The following is a 24,940-nucleotide window of genomic DNA, read 5'->3' on the forward strand; positions in this document are numbered from 1 at the left end:
GAATCAACCGCAGCACACTCAACATCATTTATGGAAATACTTGCGAAACAAAATGCCGTGTCTGCTGAAAACCACGATTCCAGTGAGGCTGAAATCAATCGCAAGCTCACAACCGCTGATCAACTAGAACTGCTCCGCAAGATGCTGCAAATCAGGCGTTTTGAGCAGGTGGGTCTCTCGAAATATCAAGGCGGAAAGATGAGTGGTTTCATTCATCTCTACATCGGGCAGGAGTCTGTGGCCGCCGGCGTTTGCTCCCTCATGGGTGAACACGATCACGTGATCACAGCCTATCGCTGCCACGGACACGCTCTGGCAGTCGGCATGACGATGAATGAATGCATGGCCGAGCTTTATGGAAAAGCCACGGGCTGCTCACGAGGGAAGGGAGGATCGATGCACTTTTTTGCTCCTGACAAAAACTATTGGGGTGGACACGGCATCGTCGCTGGACAGACGCCGCTAGGGTTGGGGCTGGCATATGGCATCAAGTATAAAGGCCTCAAAGGAGCAGCTTTATGTTTCCTCGGTGATGGCGCGGTGAATCAGGGCGCGTTTTACGAGTGCTTGAACATGGCTTCTTTGATGGACCTTCCAGTTATTTACATCATCGAAAACAATCGCTATTCGATGGGCACCAGTTTGGAACGTTCTTCCGTCGTTAAAAATTGTCTGGCGGAACGAGGCGAGGCGTTCGGTATCGAATGGGCGCAGGCGAAAGGGGAAGACATCAATGAAGTCCGCGCCGTCACTCAGAAAGCCATTGAGCGCGCGCACAACGAATCACGTCCGACCATTTTGGAGTTCGATACCTATCGGCACTACGGGCATTCCGTGGCCGACGCCAAACACAAGGGCGGCTACCGCTCCGCCGAAGAAATCGAGGACTACAAAAAGAACCACGATCCGATCCAGCTCTACAAGCGTCACCTCATCAGCAAGGGCGTGCTGACTGAGGAGGAATACACCAAAATTAGCGATGCGGCCAAGGCCGAGGCGGACGCTTCCGCCAAATTCGCGGAGGAAAGTCCGCTGCCAGATCCGAGCAGCATTTTTGAGGACGTTTACTTCGAAGTCGATCGCGGCACAGAGGCGGGCCGCACTGGGAAACACTTCTTCAACGACTAGAAAATTCCACCCGCCGTTCGGTCCTAATTCCGATGGCCGGCTGCCAACATTCACCTGATTTACTAACATGGCCCTAATCGAATACCGCGACGCACTCAACCAGGCTTTTGCCGAGGAAATCGAACGCGATCCTAATGTCGTCCTCATCGGCGAGGAAGTCGCCCAATACGATGGCGCCTACAAAGTCACCCGCGGCCTCTGGAAAAAATACGGCGACAAACGTGTGGTGGACACACCGATTTCAGAAGCGGGTTTCATTGGAATGGGCATTGGCGCATCGATGTTAGGACTTCGTCCCGTCATGGAGCTCATGTTCTGGAGTTTTGCCACGGTGGCTTACGACCAAATCATCAATAATGCCGCTCAGATTCGCTACATGAGTGGGGGACTAATCAATTGCCCAATCGTCATCCGCGGGCCCGCCAACGGCGGTACTAGCGTTGGCGCCACGCACAGCCACACGCCCGAAAACTGGTTGGCTAACATTCCCGGTCTTAAGGTGGTTTGCGCTGCCACAGCCTACGACGCCAAGGGCCTGATGAAAACCGCGATCCGCGACAACGACCCTGTGATGTTTATGGAAAGCACCTTGCTCTACGGCGAAAAAGGCGAGGTTCCAGACGAGGAATATCTCATTCCGCTCGGCAAGGCCGACATCAAACGCGAAGGAAAACATGTTAGCATTATCGGACACGGACGCGCCATTTTGACCGCACTGAAAGCGGCTGAATTGCTGGAAGCCGAGCACGATATTAGCTGCGAAGTCATCGACCTGCGGAGCATCCGTCCGCTGGATGAGGAGGCGATTCTAACGAGTGTTAGAAAAACACATCGCGCAGTGCTGGTGGATGAAAACAAACCTTTCTGCGGCGTGAGCGCGCAGATCGCCTCAATGATTCAGGAAAAATGTTTCGATGATCTTGATGCTCCCGTGCAGCGCGTGACCTCACTCGACGCGCCGGCCTTTTACAGCCCGCAAATTGAAAAGCTGCAATTTCCCGAAGTCCATCGCATCATTGCCAAGGTTCTGGCCATTAGCTAGTCCACACCTCCACTCACATCGTTAAAAAAACTCCCATGCCGACTTACATTGAAATGCCCAAACTGAGCGACACCATGACCGAGGGCACCGTCCTCAAGTGGTTAAGAAAAGTGGGCGACAAAGTGGAAGTGGGGGACATTCTGGCCGAGATCGAAACCGACAAGGCCACCATGGAATTGGAAGCCTTTGAAGACGGCACCCTGGGAGAAATCTATGTGCAGGACGGCGGCAAAGCCGCGGTAGGAGAACAAATCGCCGTGCTCGTTGCTGCTGGAGAAAAAGCACCCGCGAAAGGTGAACCTGCAGCCCCGGAAGCAAAGACTGAAGCAGCGGCTCCAGAAGTCGCCGTGACTAAAACTGCGGCAGCCACTGGCTCGGAGGAAAGAATCAAAGTCTCGCCTCTCGCCAAAAAAGTCGCCTTGGAAAAAGGCGTCGATCTTTCCACCATCACCGGCTCCGGCCCCGGAGGCCGCATCGTGGAAAAGGACGTTCTCGCCGCCAGCTCCAGTGCCAGTACTAACAAACTCGCCCCGGAAGCCAAGCCCGCTGCCGTCGCTCCCAAAGCCGAGCCAAAACCCGTCGCCGTTCCCGTGCTTCCACCCGGCACCACGACTCGCATTCCACTCTCCGGCATGCGCAAAGTCATCGCCAGTCGACTCGTCACCAGCAAGACCACCATCCCGCATTTCTATCTCGGCATGGAAGTCGATGCCTCGCCAATTCTCAGTCTCCGCGCCAGCCTCAACTCCGCACTCGAAGCCACCGGCCAGGCCAAGCTCACGATCAACGACTTCGTTCTCAAAGCCGTTGCGGCCGCAGTCCTGCGCGTGCCCAAAGTCAACGCCTCTTGGGATGGCGACGCCATTGTGGAATATGGCAGCGTCGATATCTCCGTTGCGGTCGCTATTGACGACGGCCTCATCACTCCCGTGGTGCGCAATGCCCAAGGCAAAACCCTCGCCCAGATCAGCAGCGAAATGAAGGATCTCGCCAGCCGTGCGCGTTCCAAAAAACTGAAACCCGAAGAATACCAGGGCGGCACCATCACCGTCTCCAGCCTCGGGCCATTCGGCATCGAAAGCTTCTACGCCATTGTCAACCCGCCGCAATCCGTCATTCTCGCCATCGGCTCCATCGTGAAAAAACCAGTCGTCGGACCGAAGGGCGACATCGTGGCAGGGGACCGCATGACCATCGGTTTCAGCGCAGACCATCGCGTGATCGACGGTGCAGTCGGCGCCGCCTTCTTGGTGGAACTCCGCAGGTATCTCGAGCAACCCGCGCTGGCTCTGGTTTGATCCATGAGGAAGGGCCAGAAAAACAGCGCCCCTCAGAGAGAGTTCCCGTTGCCCGGCGACGTCTGGAAGATTTGTTCTGACTTCCAGTGATGACTGAGCCCGGACGACTCTCCATTGCCTGGTTGCAGGACGCGCCCGCACTCCCTTTCACGAATGCAGACGAGGTGGAGTTTCTAAAAAACTACCACGTCGAATACGCCACAAGTCCGTTCGCAGCCGACATTCTCCTCAGTCTGACCAGTAGCGGACTTAGATTCAAATGGCTGCGGCGGCTCCTCTTTTGGAAACCTCTACTCATATGGACCAACGAACCGCGTTTCGACGTCACTTTTCCTCCCAACACATCCACCGCCCACCAGCGGGTAATGAACGTCTATACCGGCGACGTCTTCTGGCACAACCTACATTTCCTCGGCTCCTATCATCAGAACAACGCGCTCGATCTCGGCGTCAATCTAAAAACTCCACCCGCCTGCGAGTTGGATGCGAGCAGTCTCGCTGCCCGGAAAAAATTCTGCGTCTGCATTTATGCATGGCGGAAGCCAGCCGAGACCGGACTGGTTTCCAATGGGCTCAACATCGATCTCAACGAACGGCGGCAGACTCTCGCCATAATTCTCTATCGCCGTGGACTGGCCGACATCGTTGGCAATGGCTGGCCCAACGAAGTTAGTACCCTGGAGCAATCAGGTTATGAAAACGGTGGAACCACCTGGTGGAATCGAAAGCTGGAAATTTTAAGGGACTACCGCTTTAACGTCTGCTTTGAGAACACCATCTGGCCCAATTATTGCACAGAGAAAATCTGGCATTCCATCGCAGCCGGATGCCTTCCGGTCTATTGGGGCAGGGGCACGCGCATCTACGAAACCTTTCCACCAAACAGCTTCGTCGATGCATCGGAGTTTGAGTCCGATGACGCACTGATCTCCTTCCTCGAAGGAATGACAGACGAGGAGCATCTCGCTCGGTTTAAGCTCTGCCGCCAGACGCTCCTAACATCCTGCGTCAGGCGTCTGGCCCTGCCGCAATGGAACACAGAGATCATCCAGAAATTCGCCCACAAAGTCCTGGATCTCGCTGCGGAGAGCCTGGACAGACAGGCGACACCGATCACAACATCGCCCCAACCAGTTGTCAGCACACAGCCGCTTGTCTCGGTTGTTCTGCTAACCTACAACCGTCCGCATCTGTTGCGGGTGGCCTTGGAAAGTGTTGTCAGCCAGACCTATCAAAATCTAGAAATACTAGTTTGCGACAACGCCAGCGAGCAGGCCACCACCGACATCGTGCGCAGCTTCACAGACTCGCGCATCATTCATCACCGCCACGAGACTAACATCGGCATGACCGCCAATGTTCAGGACGGCTTCCTGCATTCTCGTGGGAAGTATCTAACCAACCTGCACGACGACGATTTCTGGGCACCACGCTTCATAGAGAGAATGGTGGAAACCCTCGAAGCTCATCCCGAAGCAGTTCTGGCTTTCAGCGATCATTCCATCGTGGATGGAAACGGCGTTGTTAATGAGAGCGTCACCAGAAAAAACAGCTCCCTGTATGCCCGCACACGGCTGCAGGAAGGTCTCTATCAGCCCTTCAAAAAAATGGCTCTGGTCGATCTTTCCGTACCCATCGCCATGGCGACAGTATTTAGAAAAGATGGCGTGGCCTGGAATGATTTTGCTGATCTTCCCTCCGTCTATGACTACTGGCTCGCTTATCTAACATCACGGGATGGCGCGGCTTGTTACTATGTGAACGAAAAGCTCACCTACTACCGTCATCATGGAAACTCCGAGAGCACCAAGGAGCGGCTGCGCGTGAACGACGCCTACATTGCCATCTACAAGATTATCCTCGATGATCCGCGCGTGGCCGAGCTTCGTCGATACTTCATCCCACGCTACGCCGACCATCATCGCGATGCGGCTGTCTCACTGCTGCGCTCGGGAGATCGGAAGCGGGCTCGCGACTACTTGAAACAAGGCTTGAAGATTCATCCGTCTTTCAAGATGATGCTAACCTATCTCGGGACGTGCTTCCCTAGTATTCTCACGGAGCATCTGCCGAAGCGGCTGAGGTTTAAGTAAACTTCTCATTTTATGAACATACTAGTCACAGGAACAGACGGATATCTCGGCTCGGTGCTGGCACCACGATTGTTGGCAGCAGGACATCAACTAACGTGTGTGGACACTGGCTTCTACTCCGATGGCCTACTCTATGGCAGCGAACCTAACATTCGCACTCTCAAGAAAGACATTCGTGAAATCAGCGCGCAAGACTTGGTTGGTCACGATGCGATTGTTCATATGGCCGAGCTATCCAATGATCCGACTGGCGAACTGGCCCCGGATATTACCTACAAGATCAACCACCAAGCTTCCCTTAGGCTAGCCACTCTGGCGAAGGCAGCGGGTGTGAGCCGCTTTGTCTATATGTCGTCGTGCAGTGTTTACGGAGTCGGCACGGGCGACTATGTGACCGAGAAGTCTCCGGTGAATCCGCAGACTGCTTATGCCATCTGCAAAACCTTTGTGGAGCGCGATGTAAGTCCGCTGGCCGACGCCGCTTTCTCTCCAGTCTTCCTGCGCAACGCCACAGCTTATGGAGCTTCGCAAAGAATGCGATTCGACATTGTCCTCAACAATCTTTCCGGTCTGGCGCACACGACCAAGACTATCGCGATGATGAGCGACGGCACACCGTGGCGACCGCTGGTTCATGCGCAAGATATTGCCGGTGCCATCGAGACGGTGCTAACTGCGGATGCGGAGAAGATTCATAATGAAGTCTTCAACGTCGGTGACACACAGCATAACTATCAGGTTCGCGATATTGCGGAATTCGTCGCCGCTGAGTATCCCGACTGCAAACTAACCTTCGGCTCGCAGCCCAGCGACAACCGCAGTTATCGTGTTTCCTTCGACAAAATTCATGAGAGGTTTCCCAACTACATTTGCCAATGGGATGCCGCAAAAGGGGTGCGTCAACTGAGGGAGTTATTCAACGCCATTCCGCTGACAACCGAGTTGTTTCTGGCGCATCCATTTACGCGGCTGAAAGCTTTGGAAAAACTGATCAAGGAAGGCCGTATCGACGGCGACTTCTTTTGGAAGACTCCTGCGGCATGAAATTCACGCCACTGCCTTTGCCTGGCGCATGGCTGATCGAGGCCGAGCCGATCTGCGATGAACGTGGATTTTTTTCCAGAATCATTTGTCGGGAAGAGTTTCTGGCACGTGAGTTAGATCCTAATCTGCAACAAGCCAGCATGTCGCAGAACAAACTTCGCGGGACTTTGCGTGGAATGCATCTGCAAGTCGCACCGCATGGCGAGACCAAGTTAGTTCGAGTCACGGCGGGGTCGATTCATGATGTGATTATCGACTTGCGTCTCGAGTCTGAGACTTATCTGCAGCATTTCTCTGTTGTGCTAACATCGGCCAATCCAGCCGTGCTTTACATTCCTGAAGGGTTTGCTCATGGGTTTCAAACCTTGGAAGATGGCGTCGAGGTTTACTATCATATGAACCGCGCCTTCCATGCTCCTGCGGCTCGTGGTTTTCTTTGGAGCGATCCGCATTTCGGAATCACCTGGCCAATTGCTGATCCGATTCTTAGTCCGAAGGATGCCGTCGCTCCCTTGTTTGATCCTCTACTGCTAGCTGCGATATGACTGGCTTGGAAATGCACCAACTGGCCTCGCGGCTCTATCCTATTTGCAGAAGCATCACTGGTGCCGGTGTGCGCAAGACGTTGGGGATTTTGCAGGAACATCTAGCCATTGAAATCAAAACCGTGCCTTCGGGGACCCAAGTTTTTGACTGGATCGTGCCAGATGAATGGAATGTAAGTGAAGCCTGGCTGGCAGATCGACAGGGACAGCGTGTTGTTGATTTCGCCAACCACAATCTCCATCTGCTGCAATACAGCCAACCTTTCAGCGGCTTGGTTAGCAGAACGGAGTTAGAGTCGCATCTGCACACGCTTCCGGATCTGCCGACTCTGATTCCTTACAAGACTAGCTATTATCGAAAAGCCTGGGGCTTTTGTCTTTCAGAAGAACTGAAGGCTACATTGTTAGACCCAGAATATGAGGTCCATATTGCGACTAACATTGCTCCCGGAGTGTTGAACTATGGCGAGTTTTTTATTCCGGGTCGCACGACTGAGGAGATTCTCATCTCGACGCACATCTGCCATCCGTCACTGGCGAATGACAACCTCTCTGGCATCCTCGTGGCGCTGAATGCGGCGCTTCATTTTGCCAGCACTTCTAACCATTACTCGATTCGGTTCGTCTTTGTTCCTGGGACCATTGGCGCGATCTCCTGGTTGGCGACTAACCAACTAACTTCGATCAAACACGGTCTCGTCGTCACCGGTGTCGGCGCGGGACAGGAGTTTCATTACAAGCTAACTCGCTCGGAAAAGGCTGAGATCGATCGCGTTGCCGAGCTGACTTTGCGGGAAAGCGGACATCCCTTTCACATCCTGCCGTTCTCTCCCTACGGCTACGACGAACGCCAATATAACTCCCCTGGAATCGCCCTGCCGGTCGGTTGCCTGATGCGCACACCGCACGGCACTTACCCGGAGTATCATACTTCCGCAGACAACCTCGACTTTCTTCAACCAGAAGCTTTGGCGGAGTCCTCGGATCTGTTAATCCGGATTCTCACGAACCTCTCCGACAACCGCATCTATCGAAATCTGTCTCCCTTTTGCGAGCCGCAACTAGGCAAACGCGGGTTCTATGCCGCGGATCCCGCGGAAAACATGGCCTTTCTCTGGGTGCTCAATCAGTCCGACTGCTCCCACTCGTTGCTCGACATCGCCTATCGATCGGGGCACCCGTTTGCCCAGATCAAAAGCGCTGCTGACCGGCTGGTTGGAGCCGGACTCCTCGATTGCGTTGGTTAAAAACCGCTGTGCCGCTCTTGTGAATAAGGCTCCAACAAGAGGCGAGTTGCATCGGGTTCTACCCTGAGCGGGTAGTCAGGCGCTTTTGCTGAATGCTTTTCGGGGAGTTTTTCACAACCGGATGGTTCGTGGAATGGCCGGTTCTGCCCGTTGTGGAACGCTTTTGGGCCGAGTTATTGGTTTCCTTAAGATTAATAAGATAGGTTCTGAAAAGATTATCTCTTCTTATTAAGCGTGTGAACAAGTGCCCATATCGACGATCTTTTGCAGGTCAGCGGGGAGGGGACTTCTCCATTCGAGGCCAAGTTCGGGCAGACTCAGAAAGGCGGAGTGCAAGGCGTGGCGCGGGTGCAGAAGGCGTGCGGCCAGGGTTTCAGTCCAGCCCGTTTCGATGAAATCCAGATAACAGCCTTCGTCGGCACCGTAGATTTTGTCCCCGAGCAAGGGGAAGCCCAGATGCGCGGCGTGGACGCGAATCTGATGGGTGCGACCGGTGAGGGGAATGGCGCGGACGAGCGAGAGAGGAATGGAACCCGGCCCTAAAAAACGCTCCAGAACCTCGAAGTCAGTCAGGGCGGCAGCACCCGTCGAGTGGACCATTTGCTTGAGATAGATGCGCGACGTTTCCACCGAGCCTTTTCGCAGAACAGGCGCATCGACCGTGATTTGAGTCCAAGTCGGATGGCCGAGGACGATCGCGAGGTATTCCTTTTTCACTGATCCGGCTTGCATCGCCATGGCCAGAGACCGGGCGGCAGCGCGGTGCTTGGCAATAAGAACGAGCCCGCTCGTTTCGCGATCCAGACGGTTAATAATGGAAACCTGACCCCCATTTGCCAGTTCGAAGGCCAGCAACTCTCGCAACCCATGCCAGAGCGTGAATGTCCCGTTCGGCACAGTCGGATGCACCACTAAATGCGGCGGTTTATCGACCACGATCCAGTCGTCGGATTCTTCAATGACATGGAACTCCCGGTTGGTGAAAATGGGTTCGCCCGGTTGACGCATGGTGCGCCCATGTTATCGGAACAACGCATGATACGCCTCCACGAAGTCACGAAAATCTACGGTTTGGAAAACGCCGACGCCGCAGACCGCGTTCATGCACTCGACCACATTACCGCGCAGATCGAGACTGGGGAATTCATTGCCATCACCGGGGAAAGCGGCTGTGGGAAGAGCACCCTGATGCATCTCCTCGGCGGACTCGACCAACCGACATCTGGCGAAATCCACGTCGGCGTCACCGCTTTGCACACGGCGACGGAGAGCGATCTTACCCGCTATCGCCGCGACACGCTGGGGATCGTTTTTCAATTCTTCAACCTCCTGCCGACCATGCGCGTGATCGAAAACGTCATGCTCCCGCTCCTTCTCCAAGGGCAAAAACCGGCCACCGCGCGCGAGCAGGCGTCGGCATCTCTGGAGATCGTCGGCATGGCCGACCGGCGGCAGCATTTTCCGCATCAACTCAGCGGCGGAGAGATGCAGCGGACGGCCATCGCGCGCGCCCTCGTTCACCGGCCCCAGCTCCTCCTTGCCGACGAGCCGACCGGCAATCTCGACTCGCGCAACGCCGCCATCGTCCTCGAAGTGCTGGAGAAAATTGCTTCTCAGCGCATCGCCACCATGATAATCGTCACCCACAGTGAGGAGGTCGCCCGCGCCGCCTCGCGAAGGATCCAGTTGCGGGACGGAAAAATCATCCCATGAGCGACATTTCAGACACGGTGGCGAAAATTCGCGACCTCACTCTTTTTCAAGAATTCAGCGAATCCGAACTCGAAGGGCTCGCCAGCCTCATCGATTGCGCCTGTTACAGCGACGGTGAGCTCATCGTGAAGCAGGACGAACTGGGCGACTCCATGTATGTCATCGTCTCCGGCACGGTCAAAGTCGTTCATCGCGGCGAAACGAAACAAATCGAGCTCGCCACCCTCAGCGCCGGCAATTTCTTTGGAGAACTCGCCCTCGTCGATGAAGGCCCACGCTCGGCCGACGTTTTGGCCGTGGGCGACACCCGGATGCTCGCCATCTCGCAGGCCACCATTCGCGCCCTGGCCGGCGTCTATCCCAGCGCTGCTTTCAAGCTCCTCGTCGCCGTCGGACGCGTCCTCGTCACCCGCCTGCGCATGGGCAATAAAAAATACATCGACTCCCTCCTCGCCTGACGCGGGACAGTTTCATGGCCTATCACTTGATCGACGGCAAAGCCATCGCCGCCACCATTCGTGAGCAATCCCGCGCCCGAGTCGCCGGGTTAAAAGCTGCCGGCATCACCCCCGGACTCGCCGTCGTTTTGGTCGGCGACGACCCAGCTTCCCGTGCCTATGTCCGCTCGAAAGACAAGATGTGCCAGGAGCTCGGGCTCCATTCCGTTCGCCACGAATTGCCCGCTGATACCACTCAAAGTCAGCTCATCGCCCTTGTTGAAACCCTCAACGCCGACCCTGCTATCCACGGCATTCTCGTCCAATCGCCCCCGCCGCCGCAGATCGACGAAGCCGCCGTCATCCGCACCATCGACCCGCGCAAAGACGTCGATGGCTTCCACCCGCAGAACGTCGCCAAACTCGCCCTCGGCGACCCCAGCGGATTCGTCCCGTGCACCCCGCTCGGCTGCCAGCGGCTCCTGATTGAGTCCAAAATCGAAACCACCGGAGCCCACATCGTCATCCTCGGCCGCAGCATGATCGTCGGCAAACCCCTCGCGCTTCTCCTCATGCAAAAGGGCCGGGGAGGGGACGCCACCGTCACCGTCGCCCATTCGCGAACGAAAAATCTCGCTGCCATCACCCAGTCGGCGGACATCCTGATCGCCGCCATCGGACGCCCCGAATTCGTCCGAGCCGAGCACGTCCGCGAGGGAGCCGTCGTCATCGATGTCGGCATCAACCGCGTGGACGACCCCACCTCCGCCAAGGGCTACAAGCTCGTCGGCGACGTTGCCTTCGACGAAGTCGCGCCGAAATGTGCCGCCATCACGCCCGTCCCCGGCGGCGTCGGCCCCATGACCATCGCCCTCCTTATCGCCAACACCATCCAGGCCGCCGAGCAGATCCACGGCCTCCGTTAAGATGCGCCGCCTGCTCCTCAGTTTCCTGCTCGGGAGTTCCATCGCACTCAGCGCGTGCCACGAGAAAGCGCCCGCAGCGTCCTCCGCCTTTGCGCTGAAGACGTCCCAGCTCACCATCGGAAAGGAAAAGGTCACCGCTGAGATCGCCGACACCCCGGAAACCATGCAGACCGGCCTCATGTATCGCCGAACGATGCCCGACGATCACGGCATGATCTTCGTTTTCCCCGAATTACGGCGGGCCAGTTTCTGGATGCACAACACAAACCTCCCGCTCGACATCGCCTATCTCGACCGCACGGGCCGGGTCCGCGAAATTCACGCCGCCACACCACTCGACGACACGCCGATCCCCAGCGCCACCGCCGACATGGCCTACGCGCTCGAAATGAACCAGGGTTGGTTCCAAAAGCACGGATTGAAGCCGGGCGTGAGCGTGCAGGGATTGCCTCCGTTTCCAGCGGCGCGCTGAAATGGGGCGATGATAATCCGCCAGGGCTGACCTGGCTGTGTGGGAAGCCCCGGTATCGTTCCTCCCGGCTCCCGGAAGCGGTCGGGAACCGTCGGTGGAGTTGCTCTGGGCTCTCGGAAGCGGTCGGGAACCTCCGGTGGAGTTGCTCCGGGCTTTCGGAAGCAGTTGGGAACCTCCGGTAGAGTTGCTCCGGGCTCGTGGAAGCAGTCGGGGACTTCCGGTGGAGTTGCTCTGGGCTTTCGGAAGCAGTCGGGGACCTTCGGTGGAGTCGCTCCGGGCTTTCGGAGGCAGTCGGGAACCTCCGGCGGCACGGCTCTGGCCGTCCGATTTGCAAAAAACCAGTCGAGTTACATGGGAATCTGCGTCAGTTTCCACTCATGCCAGCCATCACTCGCGACAAGTTGATCGAGACGCTCGAATCCATCGCCCTTCTCCTCGAACTGAAAGGCGAAAATCCCTTCAAAACTCGCGCTTACACCAACGCGGCCCGCACCATCGAGGTTTTTAGCGGCGATTTTCTGGCCGTGGCCCGCGCGGGCGAGTTGGAGTCGATCGACGGCATCGGCAAGGCCATTGCCACCAAACTCACCGAACTCGTCACCACCGGCACGCTGCCCTATTTCGAGAAATTGCGGGCCGAGTTTCCGCCCACCATCTTTGAACTCTTCGGCATTCCGGGGCTCGGACCGAAAAAAATCAAAGCCGTCTGGGAGCAGCTCGGCGTGAGCGATTTAATGGCATTGGAGGAGGCGGCTAAAGATGGTCGCATCGCCGCGCTGCCCGGTTTCGGAGAGAAAACGGCCACGAATCTCATCGCCGCGATTGACCAGCGAAAGAAGCACTCGGGTTATTTCCTGCTCGGCGACGCTGCGCCCATCGCAGAGACGATTCTGGAGGACCTCAAGGCGCTGCCCGATGTGTCGCAGGCCAGCGTGGCGGGCAGTTACCGGCGGCGAAAGGAGGTTTTGCACGACCTCGACCTCATCGTTGCGGGCAAAAACCCGGCGGAAGTCATCTGGTATTTTACGCATCATGCCCAGGTGGAAACGATCATCGCGCAGGGGCCGACCAAGGCCAGCGTGCGGTTTGCATCCGGGTTGCAGTGCGATCTGCGGGTGGTGACGAACGAGGAATATCCCTTCGCCCTGAACTATTTTACCGGGAGCAAGGAGCATAACGTCATTATGCGGAGTCGTGCGCTGGATCGCGGCTGGACGCTGAATGAATACCGTCTCGGCCCGGTCGAAGCGCGGGCGACGGGGCGCAATGCCGAGGTCGAGACGCCGGAGGACATCCCGAAAATCTACCAGGAGAGCGATCTCTACCGGGCGCTCGGGCTCGATTACGTCGAACCCGAACTGCGCGAGGGACGCGGCGAGATCGCAGCGGCGGAGGCGGGGACATTGCCCCGGTTGATCGAGCTGGAAAACCTGCGCGGGACGTTTCACAACCACACGACGGCAAGCGACGGACGTTCGAGTTTGAGCGAAATGGCCGACGCCGCGATGGAGATCGGGCTGGAGTATTTGGGCATCGCCGACCACTCGAAAAGCTCCGTCCAAGCCTACGGTCTCACGGAGGAAAAACTCCTCGCTCAAGTGGAGGAAATCCGGAATTTGAATGCCACTTACAAAGGATTCCAACTCCTCGCCGGCACCGAGTGCGACATCTTGAAGGACGGCTCGCTGGATTTCTCCGATGAGATTCTCAGCCAGCTCGATTACGTGGTGGCGAGCGTGCATTCGTCGTTTACCCAGAGCGAGGCGGACATGACTAAGCGCCTAATTCGCGCCATGGAAAACCCGCACGTAACCATGCTGGGGCACCTGACCGGGCGCGTCCTTTTAAGTCGGGAGGCCTATGCGGTGGACATCCCTGCGGTGATCGAGGCCGCAGCGGCGACGGGGACGATTATTGAGCTGAATGCGAGCCCGTATCGTCTCGACATGGACTGGCGATGGTGGCAACTGGCGCGGGAAAAAGGGGTGCGCTGCGCGATTAATCCCGACGCGCATCATGCGTCGAGTTTGCAGCATCTCTGGTTTGGCGTGGCGCTGGCCCGCAAAGGCTGGCTGGAAAAAAATGACGTCGTGAACTGCCTGCCGCTGGAGAAGATTCAAATGGAACTCCGGCGCAAACGATAAATTTGCTGGCATCGCCGTGGAAACTACGCTTTCCTTGCGACCCGCCAAAAAATGTCTGCCTCGCCCAATATTCTCAAGATCGGTCTGCCGTCCGGCTCGCTCCAGGAGCCGACTTTGGATTTATTCGCGAAAGCCGGGTTCCATATTTCTGTCTTCAAGCGGAATTACAAGCCGAGCATCGACGATCCCGAGATCGAATTGCGACTCCTTCGCGCGCAGGAAATCAGCCGTTATGTCGAACACGGCTACCTCGATTGCGGTCTGACCGGCCGCGACTGGACCGAGGAAAACGGCTCCGATGTCGAGGTGATTTGCTCGCTGCCGTATAGCAAGGCGACCGCGCAGCCGACTCGCTGGGTACTGGCCGTGCCGGAGAACTCGCCGTATCAGAGCGTGAAAGATTTGCAGGGGAAACGCATCGCGACCGAGGCTGTCGGGCTGACGAAAAAATTTCTCCAAGCCCACGGCGTCGAGGCCGAGGTGGAGTTCAGTTGGGGCGCTACCGAGGTGAAAGTACCCGATCTGGTCGATGCGATCGTGGATATTACCGAGACTGGATCGTCGCTGCGGGCGAACAAATTGCGCATCATCGAGAACCTCACGGAGTCGTTTCCGCAGATTATTGCAAACCACGGCGCAATGGAAGTCGCCTGGAAGCGCGGCAAGCTGGAGCGGATCGTTTTGCTGCTGCAAGGAGCGCTCAACGCCCGCGACAAGGTGGGCTTGAAAATGAACATCGCGGAAAACCAGTTGAAAAACCTGCTTTCTGCCCTACCATCCCTTCGCAATCCGACGGTCTCGCATCTAGCGCAGTCCGACTGGGTCGCGGTGGAAACCGTGATCGACGAAAAAGTCGTCCGCGAGATTATTCCCCAGCTCAAAGCCTTGGGCGCGGAGGGAATCATCGAATATCCTCTCAACAAATTAGTGTATTAACAGACCGTAAATAGAACTCCCATGGGATCCCTGAAAAAAAGAAGAAAATCGAAAATCGCCAAACACAAGCGCCGCAAGCGGATGAAAGAAAACCGCCACAAGAAACGCCTGCGTTACAAATCGTAACAACGCGTTTGCGCTACAAGTCGTAGTCGTTACGTTGGCCGCATGATCCGGCTGATTCGGAGAAAAAACTCCCCCGCAATCAGTCCCGCAGTGCGCTTCCACAAACGCTCATCTCGCTCGAAAATTTTAGCCGCTGGACTCGCGTTCAGCGGCTTTTCGGCCTTCTGCGGCCAGGCGCTGGCCATTCCGGCCAAGCCCGTTCCGCCAGCGGTCAAGGCGACGGGTGACGCGCGACTTTCATTTGAATACGAACTGGCCCGGCCAGACCTGAAGCTCTCGGAAAAAGGCAGCCGCAAGGCCGATGCGCTCGCCAATTTCGTCCAGGGCCTGATTCACGAGGAGGACGGCAATAGTGAAAAGGCGCTCACCGCCTATGAGCGCGTGCTGGCGCTCGATCCGACCGGAGTCGATGCGAAACTCTCGGTGCGCCTCGCCAGCGAATACATCCGGCGCGGCGATGTGCCCCAAGGTTTGACGCTGCTGAAGAACGCGATTGCCGCCCAGCCGCAGGAGCCGCTGCCGTATGTGACGCTGGCGTATCTTTATTTCAAGGAGCTAAACAAACCCGATCTGGCCCTGAAATACGCCCACGACGCCGTGACCGCTGCGCCATACGACTTGCGGACGCATCAGGCGCTTTTTGTGGTGCTGGACGCGGCTGGCGACGATGAAAAAACCGAGAAAGCGCTCGATCAGGCGGCGAACATCGAGAGCCAGGACGCCGATTTCTGGTTTGGCATCGGCGACCTTTACCTGCGGCTTTATGGCAAAGAACGCGCGGAGGATCAGATCGATCTGCTCAAGCTGCAAAAAGTCACCGCGCTCTACGAGAAAGCCCTCGCGCTTTCGCCCGACGATCCTTCGGTGCAGGCGCGGGTGGCGGATTATTACGGGCGCATCGGCGACACGAAAAAAGCCATTCCGCTCTATCTCCGAACGGTGGAGGAAAACAGCGGCGCTTCCGATTCGTTGCAGGCGGACGTTCGCATGAAACTCGCCCGCATGTATCTGAGTCAGGGTAAGCGGCTCGAGGCAATCGACATGCTGCAGGCGCTGGTGAAACTCAATCCGCTGCTCTCCGAGGCCTACGGCACGCTGGGCGCGATCTATGTGGACGCGCAAAATTACGAGCAGGCGCTGGCCAGTTTCCAGCAGGCGCTCCTCACGGGAAAAACCGAGCCGCGGAATTACATGCGGGTGGCCCAGACCGCGATCCAACTCAAGAAATTTCCCCTCGCCATCGCGACTTTGATCGATGCGCGCGCGCGTTTCGGCTCGCCGGAATTCACCACGTTGCTGGCGATTTGCTACAGCGAGAATGGGCAGGGCGAGGAAGCGCTGGCGAAGTTTGAGGAGGCCATCTCCGAGGCGTCGAATTACGAGGGCGACGCTGCGACGCTGACGCCTGGTTTTTATCTGAGCTACGCCGACGCCGCGCAAAAAGCGGGGCACATCGAAAAGACGGTGGAACTCATTCGCAAGTCGATCGAACTCGATCCGTCGAAGGCGCACGAGGGGCAAAATTTCCTCGGCTACCTCTGGGTCGATCGTGGTGAAAACCTCGAAGCCGCTGGCCAGCTCATTCGCCAGGCATTGCTGGCGCAGCCGAACAACGGCGCTTATCTCGACAGCCTCGGCTGGTATTATTACAAGACGAACCGCTTCGATCTAGCGCTCAAGCAACTCCTCAAGGCTGCCGAAAATCTGGAGAAAGACGATCCCGTGGTCTTCGAGCACATCGGCGACACTTACCTGAAACTCGGCAACAAAGACCAGGCGGTCGAGTATTGGCAGAAAGCGCTCAAACTCGACGAGGGCAACAAAATTCTCCCCGCCAAGATCGAGGCGAACCGGAAAAAATAGGCAGCCCGCTAGCTGGCGGCGGAGAGTTTCTCGTAGAGCGCCGAGTATTCCGCAGCGGTTAATTTCCAGGAGAAATCCTGCTGCATCGCACGCTGCATGAGTTCGGCCCAAATCGTCTGATCGAGGAACTCGAAACGCGCGCGCTTGATCGCGTCCCAGAGCGCCTCGGCTTGATATTCCTGGAAGAGAAAACCCCAGCCGTCGTCCGTGACGGGATCGTAGTCGCGCACGATCTGGGTGAGACCGCCAACGGCGTGCGCCACAGGCAGCGTGCCGTATTTCAGACTGTAAATCGCGGTCAATCCGCACGGCTCGAAGCGCGATGGAATCAACGTGATGTCCGATCCGGCCTCGATCAGGTGAGAGAGCTTGAAGTCGAATTCCTGCCGGAAAGCGAGGCGGCCGCGATGTTTCAGCATGTGATAACGCAACTCCGCCTCGTACGCGAGATCGCCCTCACCGAGGATGACCAGACGCACATCGTCTGAGAGCAATCGATCCAAAACAGGCAGCAAAATATCGAAGCCTTTCTGCTCGGCCAGCCGCGTGATCATGCCGATGACCGGCCCGCGCGGGTTGGGGTCGAGTCCCATTTCACTCAGGAGCGCGTCGCGGCAGACGCGTTTGCCAGCGAGGGCTTCGGGCGAGAACGTCTGTGGCAGAAGTTTGTCGGTTGCGGGGTTCCAGATCGCGTAATCGGCGCCATTGAGGATGCCGGTAAATTTCCCAATTTGCTCGCGAATGACAGCATCCAGCCCGCAGCCACTGGCCGGTGTCTGGATTTCGTGAAGATAGGTTTCACTCACCGTCGTCACAGCGTCCGCGAAAAGTATGCCCGCCTTCAGCAGGTTCAAACTCCCGAAAAACTCCACGCCTTTCGCTCCAAAATAATCGCCCGGCAGATTCGTAAATCGGAAATCATACGGCCAGAAACTGCCCTGATACGCCAGATTATGAATCGTCAGAACGGTGCGAAACGGCAGCGCCCATTCCCGCACCAGCACTGGGATCAGCGCCGTCTGCCAGTCGTGAACATGGATCACATCGGGCGCGGGCTGCATCCGGCGGGCGAGTTCGAGCACGGCCTTGCTGAAGAAAATGAAGCGCTCCGCATTGTCGCCATAATCGCGGCCCTCAGTGCCGTAAATGCCCGAGCGATCAAAGTATTCATCGCGCCGCACGAGAAAGACTTGTGTGCCATTCGCCGCGACGGTTTGCACCACGCCGGCTTCCACGGTTTTCTCGCCGACCTGCACGCTGAAATGGACGCCTGTTTCCTTCAATCGAAGCTGCGGATTTTCGCGAATATTGCGGTAGAGCGGCAGCACGACGCTGACTTCGTGACCCGCCAGGCGCAGCGCGGTCGGCAGCGAGTCGAGCACATCGCCGAGGCCGCCCGTGCGGGCTAGCGACGACATTTCACTGGAGGCCATGAGGATTTTCATCGTTTTTCGATACTGTGGGGAAACGGCAAACGTCTCAAGCAGGAACGCAACTGAACGGCCCGCAGGCTCCGTGAAATTTCCTTGCCGCGCGCGACACGTTTCTGCAACATCCTTTCATGCGCCTCCTCCCGCGCCTCGTTGCTCTCATTGGACTGGTGTGTCTGTGTGTCTTTCTTTTCCGCCTCGGCAAACAAATTGAAGCTCAGGAAACTGCCGATCACAGCAAGCTGTTTCTGGTCTTTGGCGGCGCGCTGCTCTCAGCCGTCGCGGCGGGAATCATCGTCGCGGTCACTTTTTTGCCGTTCATCGGAGAGAAGCTTGGCAACATGATTTACGGCGGCTCCGAGGACACGGTGCACGACCCGTTTTTCATGGCCCGAGAATGCATCGAGGAAGGCAATTTTCTGGAGGCGATCAGCTACTACCGACAGGCGCTGGCGGCCGATCCCGACGACACCGCCGCCATCGATGGCATCGCCAATGTGCAGATGAAACATCTCGGTGACCCGGCAGCCGCGGCGGAGTTGCTCATCAAGGAATTGGAGAAACACTGGCCCATCGATGAACAGGCGTTTCTCCGCTGCAAACTGGCCGAAATCTACGGTCGCAGCGGCGCGATGGATCAGGCCCGCCAGCTTCTGCTCGAAAACATGGAAGCCTGGCCCGGCACGGCGCAGGCCCGCAACGCCGAGCATCTCCTGCACGAGTTGGAAACTACTTAAAACGCCGACCCGCCCAATGCACGGGCAGCGGCAGCCAGGCGGCGATCCAGAAGACCGTTTCTAACAAACTCGAAATTGGAATCAGCAGCCATCGTCCGTAGGAAATAGGCCAGCCCAATGCGCGGGCGCGTTGTTGGCAAACAATGATTCGGGAAAGTGAGGCGAGTAGGAATCCTATCCAGCCGAACGGATGGAAAACGGCCAGAAACAAGCTCCAGGTGACGGAATGCAGCACGATGGACCCGGCGAATCCAGCCGGCTGGCAGCGGCGATACGTGGCGCTGATCCGATGCAACTGGCCTAGGCTGGAGACGAGTGAAGCTGGGTCGTTGTCGAGCGTGACGACGGCCCGCGACAAGCGCACTGGAACTCCCATGGCGGCGAGCCGATGGCCGAGTTGAAAGTCTTCGGCGAGTTCGTAGGCGAGTGATTCCCAGCCGCCGAGTTTTTCGATTTGCGAGCGAGTCACAGCCAGCGCGGCCCCGAGCGTATTGGCGATTTTTCCAAAACGCTGGAGAACGGCCAGCCCCGGCAGCAACGTGTGGAGCACTGGCGCCGTGCTCAACGTCAGTTTCCGAAAACGATACGGCGCGCTCAGCACCGGAAACTGAAGCGAGTTCCATTCAAATCGGAACTGCGGGAGGAACGTCGCCGCGTCCAAAAATTCACTGTCGAGGACGATCCAATGATCGCAGCGGGCGAGGGGAGCGAGCTGGAGGAGCTTGTTGATCTTCGGATTCAGGGCGGCGTCGCTGCGGCAGGAAATGATTTGCACGTCGAGCAGCGGAAAGTCGGCAAGCGCGGCGCGGGCTTCGTTTTTCGTGAGAATGTCGTCTTCGTAAACGGCGATGAGAATCTGGTCATCCGGCTGCACGGCTTGCAAAAAAGAGCGGAGTTTCATTCCAATCTCCGGCACGCCCCGTTTCAGCGGACGGAAAATGGTCACCGGCACCGACGGCGCGCCTCCTTTCAGCGGAACGAGCCAGCGTTTCAGCCACATCAAGGTCATCCAGTCGTATCCAACTCCGATGAGGACGAGCCAAACCCAGTTCATACCAAGCCGCGCTGGGTGAAATCGCGGACGGCGCGCTCGACCGCGTTTTCCAACGGCGCAAGCTGGTAGCCGAGCTCGCGCATCGCTTTTTCCGAGGAGAAAAAATAGGGGCGCTCCGACATGCGGACGCTTTCCCGGGTGATGAAGGGCTCGTCGTCGCTGCGCCGGATTTGATGCCACATTTCGCAACCAGCGGCGGCCATCCGGCTCAGCCAATGCGGCGCATAACGGGTCGGAACCGGATGCCGCGACCACGGCGCGAGGAGTTGCAGAAACTCGCCGAGCCAGAGATTGCGTCCGGCGAGCAGGTAATCCTCGCCGATTTTCCCCTGCTGCATGGCCAGCAAATGTCCCTGCGCCACATCGGCCACATCGACGAAGGACAACCCAGTTCTCGCCAGCATCGGGAGTTTGCCGCGCAAAAATTGCACGATCACCGCGCCGGTCGGAGTCGGGCGCAAATCGTTCTCGCCGATCGGCGCGCCAGGCAACACGGAAACGATCGGCGCGCCGCGCAGGAGATGCCGCTGGACGACTTTCCAGGCCGCGAGCTTGGACGATTTGTAGGGGCCGTGATGCGCGGAAACGAGCCGGGTTTCGTCGCCTGGATTTTCCAGAGTGCCGGGCTGGAGCACGCCTTGGGTGCTGGTGACGACGATTTTTTCCGCGCCGACTCGCGATGCAATTTGCAGGACGTTCTCCGTTCCAGCGACGTTGCTGGCGTAGATGTCCTGCGGATTGCGGGCCCAGAACCGGTAGTCGCCCGCGACGTGAAAAACGTAGCGTGCATCGCGAAATGGCACCTCGAGCGTTTCCGGCCGGGTGACGTCGCCCGCATACCACTGCAACTCCCGCGCGTTTCCCCTCGGCGCATCCAGCGAACGGGTGATTCCACGAACGCGAGCGCCAGCGCGAACGAGCTGATCCGCGACATGGCTGCCGATGAATCCGCGCGCGCCAGTGACGACGACGACTTGATCGCGAAAGAGGTTTTCCATTCGAGTTGGAGCGTGATGTAGTGGGCGGCGAATGACACGTTTGCTCATCACCGGCGACGATTTTGGATCGAGTCACGCAGTCAATGAGGCCGTCGAGGCGCAGTATCAGGCGGGTCGGCTGAGTCAGGCAAGTCTCATGATTCACGGTCGCGAAGTCGCCGAGGCGAAACGCATCGCGCAGCGACATCCGGGGCTCTGCGTCGGGCTTCATCTCACTCTCTGCGCCGGGTCACGCGTCGGTCGCACGGGGCTGACCGATGCCCAGGGAAACTTCGAGCCGAGCCCGGCTGTGGCGGGAGTCAGATATCAATGGAACTCGCGTCTGCGCCGAGCGATTCGCGCCGAGATCGAGGAGCAGTTTGGGCAGTTTCTAGCAGAGGGTTTTCCACCGGTTTATTGGGACGGCCACACGCATTTGCATCTGCATCCGGTGGTTTTTGGGGAGACGTTGCCGGTGGCGAAGGCGCACGGTTTTGGCGCGGTACGGCTGGTGCAGACGGAGAACGCGGGTTTTCTCGGATGGATTTTTAATCGCCTCAGCCAGAGCGCCAGGCGGCAGTTAGGTGGCATTCAGCACGCCGAGCGCACCTTCGGTCTCCGCGAAACGGGCTGTGTGGATGATGCGAGTTTCATCCAAATGCAACAGCGCGCCGCCGCTGCCGGGCTGGCCGAGATTTATTATCATCCTGGAGTCGATGGACCAGCGCGGGCGGAGTTGGATTCCGCTCTGCGGCTGACGAACTGGCAGGCGGAACTCGCCAGCGTTGACGGCATCGGCGAATCTCGTTAAGCAGTTTGCATGAGCGACATCCATATTAACCGCGCCGGCCAAAACCTCGGCATTTTTACCCAGACGGAGGTGCAGACCGGCCTCGACACCGGTCGTTTTCTCGGCACCGACCTCGCCTGGCGCGCCGGCATGGAAAACTGGAAGCCGCTCGGCCAATGGGCCGATTTTTCGCTACCGGTAAACGTCCCTCCAATCATCGCACCGCTGCCTGTTGGAGCCGGCTTCGTCACCGCCGACGGAGAAAAAAATCTACCGTCGTGGGAGCAGAAAAGTGAGATCGGATTCTTTCCTGCATTCGGCTCAACAGTGAAGGAAGTCCTCACCGAGCCCGCCGCGACTTTCAGTCGAATGAAGGAGACCGGCGGGTTCGCCACACCGTTCTTTTATATGCTTATTGCAGCCGGGTTGGGAGTGGTCTTGACGATGGGCGTGCAACTCGCCATGCAGGGGGTGCTGGGATCGTTTGCAGCCTCGCAGAACCCGCAGGTCGCCCAAGTCCTTGCCGCGCAAGGCATCGGGATGAGCGCGATGCTCCTCGTCATGCTGATTCTCGTTCCCATTTTCCTGTTTGTCGGCTCCTTCGTTGGTGCCGCGATCTGGCATGTGGGCCTGATGATTGTCGGCGGTGCCCGGAAACCTTATGAGGCGACGTATCGCGTCTATTGTTATGTGCTCGGCTCGACCGCCCTAGTGAATCTGGTGCCGTGCTGCGGAGGCATCGCCGCCCTAGTCTGGCGGGTCGTGGCGGGTGCCATCGGTTTGTCCAAGGTCCACGAGATCAGCACGGGCAAGGCAGTCGCGGCAATTCTCCTGCCGCTCGTCTTTTGCTGCGGCGTTTGCGGCGTGGGCTTCTACTTTTTGTGGCAATCCTTGGCGTCGAACCCAGAGTTTATGAACTCCTTCAACAAGGCGCTGCATCACTGAGATTCGACTGAAAGTCCGATGAAGCTTTATCTGCGACCGTTGGCTCCCGGGGAGACGGACGCGGAATTTCTCTGGGTGGCGGTGTCGCTGGCCTCCGCAAGTTTGGGAATTTTCTGGCTGCGCTGGCATTTGCCGTTGCCGGAATGTCCATTCGCGCATTGGACGGGGCTGCCGTGTCCGACCTGTGGTGGGACGCGTCTGGTGCAGGCGGTTTTGGACGGAAATGCCAGCGATGCGTTCGCCTTAAACCCACTCCTGTTCCTCGCGCTCCTCGCGGGCGCGGGAATTTTCGCCTACTCCGCTGTGGTGGTGGCGTTTCGGTTACGCCGCGTCCGATGCGGCAAATTCCCGGAAAAGCTCGGCCACGTAGTCCGTGGCGCGGCGGTGATTTTGTTCCTGGCGAACTGGCTGTATCTCGTCTGCACACTGCCGGTCGGGCATGGCAAATCGCGGGCTGACTTCCACCGCCGAGGCGCAATGCACGGCGACATTCTCGACGCCGAGCGCGGCTAGCTTGTTGCGCATGGTGGTTAGGGCGATCTCGGGCGTGTTGCAGTCGCGGCTAAGGTGACCCAAAATGAGCTGGCGCAGATTTCGCTCGAGCAAATGGTGAATGACGTTGGCCGCAGCCGCATTGGAAAGATGGCCGTGGCGGGAAAGAATGCGCTGCTTCAACGACCACGGACGCTTTGGGCAATCCTGAAGCATTTTTTCGCAGTGATTGCTTTCCAAGACGAGCGTGTGGGCGTCGCGCACCCGCTCGATGGCCAGCGCGGTGGCGTAACCCAGATCGGTCAGAAAGCCGATGCAATCGTCTCCGCAATGAAAGGCAAAACCGACCGGATCGACCGCGTCGTGCGGGATGTGAAATGTCTGGATCGTGAGATCGTCCACGGTGAATTCGGCGCCGGTTTGGAAGAAATTCCAGCGATTGAAATCGCCCACACTGGAGCGCAGGGCGTTGCCGGTTTGCGAGTTGCAATAGACTGGAAGTCCGGTCTTTTTCAGAAGCACCGGGAGGCCGGCGACGTGGTCGATGTGCTCGTGCGTGAGGAAAATCCCGTCGAGGTCCGCGAGCTGGACGCCGAGTGATTCGAGTCGGAGGGCAATCTGCCGGGCGCTGAGGCCGGCATCGACGAGGAATTTGCGGCGTTTCGTCGTCAGCAGCGCGCAATTTCCCCCGCTGCTGCTGGCCAGAATCGTCACGCTAAACATCGCGGGCAGTTAACCACCAAGACGCGAAGTCACCAAGTTAAAAAAGGTTGAAGCCTAACTCCAATCTGGGCGCGAGGGAGTTTTCCAGCTGGCTCGCTACGAGTCGCCCAGCTCCACGTTCCAGTAGGCGAGATCGATGAAATGCCGCCAGCTTTCGTGCTGAGGTCCGCTGAAAGTCAGGTTGACGAACGGCTTCCATTTCGGGCGCTTCGGCTTCTTGATGAGATGCATGTTCACCTCGTAATAGAGGCGGTTGCCCTTACGCGTGTTGCACGGGATGCAGGAGCAAACGATGTTTTCCCAAGTCGTCAGGCCGCCTTTGTCGCGCGGGATGACGTGGTCGAGATTGAGGTCCTTGCGCTCGAAAACCTTGCCGCAATACTGGCAGGTGTTTTTGTCGCGCTCGAAGATGTTGTGCCGCGTGAATTTCACCTCTTTCTTCGGCATCCGGTCGAACATCATCAGAACAATGATCCGCGGGATGCGGATTTTGAAATGGATCGTATGGACCATTTCGTCCTCGGGATTGCGGTCGGAGACATCGCGCCAGCTCTCGAAATCATGGGTGGCGAAATTGTTGCCCGTCTCTGCGAAGACGACTTGCGCCTGCCGTTGAAAAAGCAGCGTAAACGCACGTTTTACGCTACAAATATTCACAGCTTGCCAGAGCCTGTTCAGCACTAGCACCGGATGGTCGAACGTTGCCTGCATAAAAATTGCTCAGCGATTTTCCCGATGGGAATGCGCAGATGCTAACATCCGCCTCGCGGGGTGTCAA

The 24,940-nt window shown here is 57.7% G+C and carries 24 protein-coding genes; 18 read left to right on the top strand and 6 right to left on the bottom strand.

Going from position 1 to position 24,940, the window contains the following annotated elements; genetic code table 11:
* Window positions 1-30 precede the first annotated feature (30 nt).
* The 7 genes from ABIT76_02675 to ABIT76_02705 all read left to right on the top strand — a co-directional run bounded on the left by ABIT76_02675 (window position 31) and on the right by ABIT76_02705 (window position 8,397).
* Window positions 31-1,128: a thiamine pyrophosphate-dependent enzyme gene (locus tag ABIT76_02675; protein MEO7932041.1), complete on the top strand. Its 1,098-nt coding sequence runs from the start codon at window positions 31-33 to the stop codon at window positions 1,126-1,128.
* Between the two features lie 67 nt (window positions 1,129-1,195).
* Window positions 1,196-2,170, top strand: coding sequence for an alpha-ketoacid dehydrogenase subunit beta (locus ABIT76_02680; protein ID MEO7932042.1), 975 nt, complete (start codon window positions 1,196-1,198; stop codon window positions 2,168-2,170).
* Between the two features lie 35 nt (window positions 2,171-2,205).
* Window positions 2,206-3,468, top strand: coding sequence for a dihydrolipoamide acetyltransferase family protein (locus ABIT76_02685; GenBank protein MEO7932043.1), 1,263 nt, complete (start codon window positions 2,206-2,208; stop codon window positions 3,466-3,468).
* Between the two features lie 89 nt (window positions 3,469-3,557).
* Entirely contained in the window at window positions 3,558-5,561 is a 2,004-nt protein-coding gene (locus ABIT76_02690; protein ID MEO7932044.1) for a glycosyltransferase, read from the top strand.
* A 12-nt stretch (window positions 5,562-5,573) separates the two neighbouring features.
* Window positions 5,574-6,605 (top strand): SDR family oxidoreductase, encoded by a 1,032-nt coding sequence (locus ABIT76_02695; GenBank protein ID MEO7932045.1) that lies wholly within the window; start codon window positions 5,574-5,576, stop codon window positions 6,603-6,605.
* Window positions 6,602-7,150 (top strand): dTDP-4-dehydrorhamnose 3,5-epimerase family protein, encoded by a 549-nt coding sequence (locus tag ABIT76_02700; GenBank protein ID MEO7932046.1) that lies wholly within the window; start codon window positions 6,602-6,604, stop codon window positions 7,148-7,150. The genes ABIT76_02695 and ABIT76_02700 overlap by 4 nt, the downstream gene beginning before the upstream one ends.
* 11 nt (window positions 7,151-7,161) lie before the next feature.
* Window positions 7,162-8,397 carry a DUF4910 domain-containing protein gene (locus ABIT76_02705; GenBank protein MEO7932047.1) on the top strand — a complete coding sequence of 412 codons (1,236 nt, stop codon included), beginning with the start codon at window positions 7,162-7,164 and terminating at the stop codon, window positions 8,395-8,397.
* A 228-nt stretch (window positions 8,398-8,625) separates the two neighbouring features.
* Here ABIT76_02705 and ABIT76_02710 read toward each other — a convergent pair whose 3' ends face one another.
* Window positions 8,626-9,405 (bottom strand): RluA family pseudouridine synthase, encoded by a 780-nt coding sequence (locus ABIT76_02710; protein ID MEO7932048.1) that lies wholly within the window; start codon window positions 9,403-9,405, stop codon window positions 8,626-8,628.
* Window positions 9,406-9,432: 27 nt separating this feature from the next.
* Between ABIT76_02710 and ABIT76_02715 the strand changes: the two genes are divergently transcribed.
* The 8 genes from ABIT76_02715 (at window position 9,433) to ABIT76_02750 (ending at window position 17,014) form a co-directional block, all read left to right on the top strand.
* Entirely contained in the window at window positions 9,433-10,110 is a 678-nt protein-coding gene (locus ABIT76_02715) for an ABC transporter ATP-binding protein (GenBank protein ID MEO7932049.1), read from the top strand.
* Window positions 10,107-10,568, top strand: a complete 462-nt coding sequence (locus ABIT76_02720; protein ID MEO7932050.1) for a cyclic nucleotide-binding domain-containing protein — start codon at window positions 10,107-10,109, stop codon at window positions 10,566-10,568. Before ABIT76_02715 ends, ABIT76_02720 begins: the two co-directional genes overlap by 4 nt.
* Before the next feature lie 14 nt (window positions 10,569-10,582).
* Window positions 10,583-11,473 (top strand): bifunctional methylenetetrahydrofolate dehydrogenase/methenyltetrahydrofolate cyclohydrolase FolD, encoded by an 891-nt coding sequence (folD, locus tag ABIT76_02725; protein ID MEO7932051.1) that lies wholly within the window; start codon window positions 10,583-10,585, stop codon window positions 11,471-11,473.
* Between the two features lies 1 nt (window position 11,474).
* Window positions 11,475-11,945 (top strand): DUF192 domain-containing protein, encoded by a 471-nt coding sequence (locus ABIT76_02730; GenBank protein ID MEO7932052.1) that lies wholly within the window; start codon window positions 11,475-11,477, stop codon window positions 11,943-11,945.
* Between the two features lie 377 nt (window positions 11,946-12,322).
* Window positions 12,323-14,089, top strand: a complete 1,767-nt coding sequence (polX, locus tag ABIT76_02735) for a DNA polymerase/3'-5' exonuclease PolX (GenBank protein MEO7932053.1) — start codon at window positions 12,323-12,325, stop codon at window positions 14,087-14,089.
* A gap of 51 nt (window positions 14,090-14,140) precedes the next feature.
* Complete coding sequence (gene hisG, locus ABIT76_02740; protein ID MEO7932054.1) at window positions 14,141-15,025, top strand: ATP phosphoribosyltransferase; 885 nt, start codon at window positions 14,141-14,143, stop codon at window positions 15,023-15,025.
* 21 nt (window positions 15,026-15,046) lie between these two features.
* A complete protein-coding gene (locus ABIT76_02745; protein ID MEO7932055.1) occupies window positions 15,047-15,151 on the top strand; it encodes an AURKAIP1/COX24 domain-containing protein in 105 nt (34 codons plus the stop codon).
* 42 nt (window positions 15,152-15,193) lie between these two features.
* Entirely contained in the window at window positions 15,194-17,014 is a 1,821-nt protein-coding gene (locus ABIT76_02750; protein MEO7932056.1) for a tetratricopeptide repeat protein, read from the top strand.
* Window positions 17,015-17,022: 8 nt separating this feature from the next.
* Here the strand turns inward: ABIT76_02750 and glgA are convergent, their stop codons facing one another.
* A complete protein-coding gene (gene glgA / locus ABIT76_02755) occupies window positions 17,023-18,459 on the bottom strand; it encodes a glycogen synthase GlgA (protein ID MEO7932057.1) in 1,437 nt (478 codons plus the stop codon).
* Between the two features lie 116 nt (window positions 18,460-18,575).
* Here glgA and ABIT76_02760 point away from each other — a divergent pair, with 116 nt between their 5' ends.
* The gene (locus tag ABIT76_02760; protein ID MEO7932058.1) at window positions 18,576-19,181 is read left to right on the top strand and encodes a tetratricopeptide repeat protein; all 606 of its coding nucleotides are present in this window, start codon (window positions 18,576-18,578) and stop codon (window positions 19,179-19,181) included.
* On the opposite strand, the gene ABIT76_02765 is transcribed toward ABIT76_02760, so the two are convergent.
* Together ABIT76_02765 and ABIT76_02770 are read right to left on the bottom strand one after the other, a co-directional pair.
* Complete coding sequence (locus ABIT76_02765; protein MEO7932059.1) at window positions 19,174-20,235, bottom strand: glycosyltransferase; 1,062 nt, start codon at window positions 20,233-20,235, stop codon at window positions 19,174-19,176. The two genes, ABIT76_02760 and ABIT76_02765, sit on opposite strands and share 8 nt — an antisense overlap.
* A complete protein-coding gene (locus tag ABIT76_02770; GenBank protein ID MEO7932060.1) occupies window positions 20,232-21,233 on the bottom strand; it encodes an NAD-dependent epimerase/dehydratase family protein in 1,002 nt (333 codons plus the stop codon). Before ABIT76_02770 ends, ABIT76_02765 begins: the two co-directional genes overlap by 4 nt.
* A gap of 31 nt (window positions 21,234-21,264) precedes the next feature.
* Between ABIT76_02770 and ABIT76_02775 the strand changes: the two genes are divergently transcribed.
* Window positions 21,265-22,023, top strand: a complete 759-nt coding sequence (locus tag ABIT76_02775) for a ChbG/HpnK family deacetylase (GenBank protein MEO7932061.1) — start codon at window positions 21,265-21,267, stop codon at window positions 22,021-22,023.
* A 9-nt stretch (window positions 22,024-22,032) separates the two neighbouring features.
* Complete coding sequence (locus ABIT76_02780) at window positions 22,033-22,947, top strand: YIP1 family protein (protein ID MEO7932062.1); 915 nt, start codon at window positions 22,033-22,035, stop codon at window positions 22,945-22,947.
* Between the two features lie 321 nt (window positions 22,948-23,268).
* On the opposite strand, the gene ABIT76_02785 is transcribed toward ABIT76_02780, so the two are convergent.
* Window positions 23,269-24,162: an MBL fold metallo-hydrolase gene (locus ABIT76_02785; protein ID MEO7932063.1), complete on the bottom strand. Its 894-nt coding sequence runs from the start codon at window positions 24,160-24,162 to the stop codon at window positions 23,269-23,271.
* Between the two features lie 96 nt (window positions 24,163-24,258).
* Window positions 24,259-24,873, bottom strand: coding sequence for an HNH endonuclease (locus ABIT76_02790; GenBank protein MEO7932064.1), 615 nt, complete (start codon window positions 24,871-24,873; stop codon window positions 24,259-24,261).
* Window positions 24,874-24,940: the final 67 nt, after the last annotated feature.

The sequence above is a fragment of the Chthoniobacterales bacterium genome, assembly GCA_039930045.1.
GTDB lineage: Bacteria > Verrucomicrobiota > Verrucomicrobiia > Chthoniobacterales > DASVRZ01 > DASVRZ01.

Excerpts from the sequence above, each read along its gene's own strand:
- hisG (MEO7932054.1), top strand. The coding sequence starts at position 14,141 with ATGTCTGCCTCGCCCAATATTCTCAAGATCGGTCTGCCGTCCGGCTCG.
- folD (MEO7932051.1), top strand. The coding sequence starts at position 10,583 with ATGGCCTATCACTTGATCGACGGCAAAGCCATCGCCGCCACCATTCGT.
- ABIT76_02750 (MEO7932056.1), top strand. The coding sequence starts at position 15,194 with ATGATCCGGCTGATTCGGAGAAAAAACTCCCCCGCAATCAGTCCCGCA.
- glgA (MEO7932057.1), bottom strand. The coding sequence starts at position 18,459 with ATGAAAATCCTCATGGCCTCCAGTGAAATGTCGTCGCTAGCCCGCACG.
- polX (MEO7932053.1), top strand. The coding sequence starts at position 12,323 with ATGCCAGCCATCACTCGCGACAAGTTGATCGAGACGCTCGAATCCATC.
- ABIT76_02720 (MEO7932050.1), top strand. The coding sequence starts at position 10,107 with ATGAGCGACATTTCAGACACGGTGGCGAAAATTCGCGACCTCACTCTT.
- ABIT76_02700 (MEO7932046.1), top strand. The coding sequence starts at position 6,602 with ATGAAATTCACGCCACTGCCTTTGCCTGGCGCATGGCTGATCGAGGCC.
- ABIT76_02675 (MEO7932041.1), top strand. The coding sequence starts at position 31 with ATGGAAATACTTGCGAAACAAAATGCCGTGTCTGCTGAAAACCACGAT.
- ABIT76_02785 (MEO7932063.1), bottom strand. The coding sequence starts at position 24,162 with ATGTTTAGCGTGACGATTCTGGCCAGCAGCAGCGGGGGAAATTGCGCG.
- ABIT76_02780 (MEO7932062.1), top strand. The coding sequence starts at position 22,033 with ATGAGCGACATCCATATTAACCGCGCCGGCCAAAACCTCGGCATTTTT.
- ABIT76_02765 (MEO7932059.1), bottom strand. The coding sequence starts at position 20,235 with ATGAACTGGGTTTGGCTCGTCCTCATCGGAGTTGGATACGACTGGATG.
- ABIT76_02715 (MEO7932049.1), top strand. The coding sequence starts at position 9,433 with ATGATACGCCTCCACGAAGTCACGAAAATCTACGGTTTGGAAAACGCC.
- ABIT76_02685 (MEO7932043.1), top strand. The coding sequence starts at position 2,206 with ATGCCGACTTACATTGAAATGCCCAAACTGAGCGACACCATGACCGAG.
- ABIT76_02790 (MEO7932064.1), bottom strand. The coding sequence starts at position 24,873 with ATGCAGGCAACGTTCGACCATCCGGTGCTAGTGCTGAACAGGCTCTGG.
- ABIT76_02705 (MEO7932047.1), top strand. The coding sequence starts at position 7,162 with ATGCACCAACTGGCCTCGCGGCTCTATCCTATTTGCAGAAGCATCACT.
- ABIT76_02770 (MEO7932060.1), bottom strand. The coding sequence starts at position 21,233 with ATGGAAAACCTCTTTCGCGATCAAGTCGTCGTCGTCACTGGCGCGCGC.
- ABIT76_02695 (MEO7932045.1), top strand. The coding sequence starts at position 5,574 with ATGAACATACTAGTCACAGGAACAGACGGATATCTCGGCTCGGTGCTG.
- ABIT76_02745 (MEO7932055.1), top strand. The coding sequence starts at position 15,047 with ATGGGATCCCTGAAAAAAAGAAGAAAATCGAAAATCGCCAAACACAAG.
- ABIT76_02775 (MEO7932061.1), top strand. The coding sequence starts at position 21,265 with ATGACACGTTTGCTCATCACCGGCGACGATTTTGGATCGAGTCACGCA.
- ABIT76_02760 (MEO7932058.1), top strand. The coding sequence starts at position 18,576 with ATGCGCCTCCTCCCGCGCCTCGTTGCTCTCATTGGACTGGTGTGTCTG.
- ABIT76_02730 (MEO7932052.1), top strand. The coding sequence starts at position 11,475 with ATGCGCCGCCTGCTCCTCAGTTTCCTGCTCGGGAGTTCCATCGCACTC.
- ABIT76_02710 (MEO7932048.1), bottom strand. The coding sequence starts at position 9,405 with ATGCGTCAACCGGGCGAACCCATTTTCACCAACCGGGAGTTCCATGTC.
- ABIT76_02680 (MEO7932042.1), top strand. The coding sequence starts at position 1,196 with ATGGCCCTAATCGAATACCGCGACGCACTCAACCAGGCTTTTGCCGAG.
- ABIT76_02690 (MEO7932044.1), top strand. The coding sequence starts at position 3,558 with ATGACTGAGCCCGGACGACTCTCCATTGCCTGGTTGCAGGACGCGCCC.